A 4,011-nucleotide genomic window follows, 5' to 3' on the forward strand; every position below is an offset into this window, starting at 1 on the left:
TGCTGATCTGGGCCCGCTTCATCGGGCACCGCGTCAGCTTCCGCGACATGTTCCGGGTGACGCTGGGGGCCGAGCTCACCTCGTCGGTCTTTCCCACGTCGTCCGGCGGCGAGGTGTTCCGCTGGGGGATGATGGTGCAGAAGGGCATTCCCCAGGGGCAGGCGGCGTCCATTGTGACGCTGGGGTACATCGAAGACATGGTGTTCTTCGCCTTCGCCATCCCCGCGTCCATCATCATCTCCGAGGCGTGGGAGCTTCCCGTGCTGCGCTCCATCGGCCGGGAGCTGCGGGGAAAGGTGCTGCTGGTGGTGGTGGGGGTGGCCGTGCTGATCGTGCTCGTTCGCGTGCTGTTCCGCGCCATCCTGCGCGGCGCGCTGGGCGAAAAGGCGCGGGCGTGGGGGCTGAAGTTCGCCGCGCGCTTCAAGCGGCGCACGCGCAAGACGCGGCACGACTTCCGTACGGTGAGGGACCTGGTGATCACCCGGGGCAAGAGCCGGTTCGTGCTGGCGGTGCTGATCACCGCCGTGCAGTGGACCTGCCGCTACTCCGTCGTGACGGCCCTGGCGTACTTCTTCAAGGCGCCGGTAGACCCGGTGCTCTTCTTCCTGCTGCAGTGGGTGATCTTCACGGGGATGATGTTCGTGCCCACGCCGGGCGCGTCGGGCGGTGCCGAGGCCATGTTCTACGTGGTGTACCAGGCGCTGCTGCCCGCCGGGCTGATCGGCATCGTCACCGCACTCTGGCGCATGCTGACCTTTTACCTGAGCCTGGCCCTGGGGTCGGTGATCTTCCTGGCCTTCAACATCGCCGATGCCCGCACGCGCGTACGCCGGCGGCGCGCGGACGTTCCCGAGCGTGTGTAAGTGCCAGATTAACAACGGGTTAACCAAGCGTTGAGGCCGCCCCAACCCTCGACAAAAGCTCGCCGAGGCATTAGATTCCTCGGCATGAAGACCGCAATCGACCTCAGCAAGACGGCCGCGCTTTTCGAGGCGCCCACGCACGCCCCTGGCCGGGGGCTGCGTACCGACCGTGTGCGCCTGTCCGGCGTCGAAGGGCTGGACGAGGTGAACCGGGAGCGGGCGGCGCTGCGCGACCTGGCCGACGAAGAGCTGTTTACCCGATATACGCAGGGCGACCAGGGCGGTTTCGACGTGCTGGTGCAGCGGTACGAGCCGCGGATCCAGGGCTTTCTGCGCAAGCGCCTGAACGACGAGGAGCGCGTGGCGGACCTTACGCAGGACACCTTCCTGCGCATTCACCGCGCGCGTGAAAGCTACGATCCCAGCCGCAAGTTCTCGACGTGGATCCACACGATCGCGAACAACCTGCTGAAGAACGAGTTCCGCAACCGCTCGCGCCGCCGCGAGACGGCGTTCTCGGAGCTGCGTCCCGACGCCACGTCGTCCGGCGCCCCGGCGCGCCCGGTGGAGTTCGCCAGCGGCGCGGCGGACCCGTCGCGCGAGGCGTACCGCAGCGAGCTGCGCAAGGCCATCGACATGGCCATCGAGCGGATGGACGAGCACCACCGCATTCCGTTCGTGATGCGCGAGGTGGAGGACCGCACCTACGAGGAGATCGCCGAGGAGATCGGGATTCCCGTGGGCACGGTGAAGAGCCGCCTGAACCGCGCCCGCAACTCGTTCCGGATGCTGCTGCCGGTTCCGGTCTGAGCTTTGGCGTGAAGGTGTTGATTCGGCCCGTCCCGGCAGCTGCCGGGACGGGCCGAACTGCGTTTGGTTCCCCCTCCCCCGGCCCCTCCCCCGCAAACCGCGCGGGAGAGGGGAGAACGTCGAGTGCGGTTCGATGGGCTGCCGGTGCATGCCCCTGGGAGCCCCCTCCCCCCGGCGCCCGTCCCCCGCTGCGCAGGGGAGGGGGAGACCTGAATCGCGCTTCGGCCGGCCTCGTGCACTCGACAGTCACCGCGGCCAGGAACGGTGCGCTTCGGGCGGAATCGGCGCATGCCCCTGGCCGCCCTCTCTCCCCGGCCCTCTCCCCCGCAAGCGGGGGAAAGGGAGAATTCGATTGCGGTTCGGCTGGCCTTGTGCACCCGACCGCGCGAGCAGTCCGCGAAGGCGGACTTCGGGCCCTTGTTGCCGCGACTTCAGTCGCCCCAGCGGGCCGGGGCCTCGGCCCTGCACTCGCCGTCACGCCGAAGCCTGAACCCCCTCTCCCACGCTGTCTGGGGAGAGGGTCGCACGCGTGCCAGCGCGGCGGGGTGAGGGTCCCCGCGGAGCCGAGGCCATCCGAGGACCTCTTGCGCTCGGCGAGGGTATCACTAATTTGGAAGGAACTCTTCCAATTACGAACCGCATAGGTTTCTGGAGGTGCGCGTGAAGACCCTGATCGCCCAGGCGAACGACCCGGCCCTGCACCAGGCCGAAGATCTGACCGGCTTGCTCTTCTCAACCCCCAAGGACCTTCGCCACAAGGCCGAGGAAGTCCTGGGTCAGCTCTTCGTGCCCATCGAGGTGCTGAGCGCGGGCGAGGAGTCCGCCGACATCGTCCTGCGGCCCTCCGGCCTCGGCGAAATCCACGTGCACGCAGAGCGCGAGCGGCACTGGTACCCGTACCAGGTCACCCGTGTGGATACCGTGGTCCGCTGAACGGGGGATCTCACGCGGAGGCGCGGAGGTCGCGGAGAACTGCGGAGAAAACGGGAGCGGGCGATTCGCATCAGCGCGAATCGCCCGCTCTTCGTTCATCGGAGCTGGATGACGGTGCCCTCGTCCGACGATCGCCGGGCCGCTTCGATGATCTCGAGGCCGGCGACGGAGTCCATCGGGTCCACGGGGGGCGGGGCGCCGTCCCGGAGCGCGGCGGCGATGCAGGCGTAGAAGGCGCCATAGTTGCCCCGATCGGTCCGCACCGGTTTCCACTCGTCCCCGGCACCCAGCAGGCCCCAGTCGGCCTCCGGCTCTTCGCCCCAGCCGGGGCCCGGACGCTGCCCCGCCCTCAGCGCCGCCTCCTGCACGTCCAGCCCGCGCTTCACGTATGCCGCCCGCGTGCCCAGCACGCGCATCCGCGTTCCGTGCTCGGCGGCGGTGGCGCTCACGTGCAGGTGCGAGCGCACGCCGGACGCGTGGGTGAGCGCCAGGAACGCGTCGTCGTCCACCCGCACCCCCGCGCGCCGGGCGCTCACCTCGGCGTACACGTGCGTCACGGGGCCGAAGAGCACCAGCGCCTGGTCCACCAGGTGCGGTCCGAGGTCGAACAGCGTCCCGCCCGCCCCCGCCGGGTCGGGGTCCTCGCGCCAGCCGCTCTTGGGGGTGGGCCGCCACCGCTCGAACCGCGACTCGAAGCGGAAGACGTCCCCGAGCGCCCCCTCCGCCATCAGCCGCCACACGGTGAGGAAGTCCCCGTCCCAGCGGCGGTTCTGGTAGACGGAGAGCAGCAGCCCGCGCTCGCGCGCCTCGTCCGCCACTTCCCTGCCCTCTGCCGCGGTGGCCGCCATCGGCTTGTCGATCACCACCGCCAGCCCCGCCCGCAGCGCCGCCCGCGCCAGGGGAACGTGCGTGCGGTTCGGCGAGGCGATCACGATGACGTCCATCTGCCCCGCCCGCTGCCACAGCCGTTCCGCGGAATCGACCACCTCCACGCAGGGATTCTCCACTCGGGCCTGCGCGGCACGGTCCGGGTTGGAGGTGACGACGAACGCGAGCCGCATCCCCGGCGTCGTGGCAATCAGCGGCGCGTGGAAGGCGGACCCGGCCAGCCCGTAGCCGATGAGCCCTACCCTGATGTCGCTCATGTTTTTACCTCGTGGTCTCACGCGGAGGCGCGGAGGACGCGGAGAACTGCATGAGGGCGCTCCCGTCTTTTCTCCGTGTCCTCCGCGTCTCCGCGTGATCCAGCCGTTTTTTTCCAGCGACGCGGGGGAGCGCACGCGGACGGGGCGGATCGTAGCACAGGCACCGCGCGCCGATCAAGGTCGCCATCCGCCAGCCCGCGCGCATTCGGGTGGATTCGCGGGACGGGGCGCCGACCCGTCCGCATCCACCCCGGCGCGGA

The 4,011-nt window shown here is 69.8% G+C and carries 4 protein-coding genes; 3 read left to right on the forward strand and 1 reads right to left on the reverse strand.

Annotated features, from left to right (window positions below; genetic code table 11):
- The 3 genes from VIB55_RS21810 to VIB55_RS21820 form a co-directional block, all read left to right on the forward strand.
- The coding region (locus VIB55_RS21810; protein WP_331878786.1) for a lysylphosphatidylglycerol synthase transmembrane domain-containing protein at window positions 1-863 on the forward strand (863 nt) is incomplete at its 5' end.
- An 84-nt stretch (window positions 864-947) separates the two neighbouring features.
- A complete protein-coding gene (locus VIB55_RS21815) occupies window positions 948-1,673 on the forward strand; it encodes an RNA polymerase sigma factor (RefSeq protein ID WP_331878787.1) in 726 nt (241 codons plus the stop codon).
- A gap of 660 nt (window positions 1,674-2,333) precedes the next feature.
- Window positions 2,334-2,606: a hypothetical protein gene (locus tag VIB55_RS21820; RefSeq protein WP_331878788.1), complete on the forward strand. Its 273-nt coding sequence runs from the start codon at window positions 2,334-2,336 to the stop codon at window positions 2,604-2,606.
- Window positions 2,607-2,701: 95 nt separating this feature from the next.
- Here the strand turns inward: VIB55_RS21820 and VIB55_RS21825 are convergent, their stop codons facing one another.
- On the reverse strand, window positions 2,702-3,751 hold the full coding sequence (locus VIB55_RS21825) for a Gfo/Idh/MocA family protein (protein ID WP_331878789.1): 1,050 nt from the start codon (window positions 3,749-3,751) through the stop codon (window positions 2,702-2,704).
- Window positions 3,752-4,011 lie beyond the last annotated feature (260 nt).

This window comes from Longimicrobium sp. (assembly GCF_036554565.1).
Lineage (GTDB): Bacteria > Gemmatimonadota > Gemmatimonadetes > Longimicrobiales > Longimicrobiaceae > Longimicrobium.

Coding starts and splice junctions, on each gene's coding strand:
- VIB55_RS21825 (WP_331878789.1), bottom strand. CDS start 3,751: ATGAGCGACATCAGGGTAGGGCTCATCGGCTACGGGCTGGCCGGGTCC.
- VIB55_RS21815 (WP_331878787.1), top strand. CDS start 948: ATGAAGACCGCAATCGACCTCAGCAAGACGGCCGCGCTTTTCGAGGCG.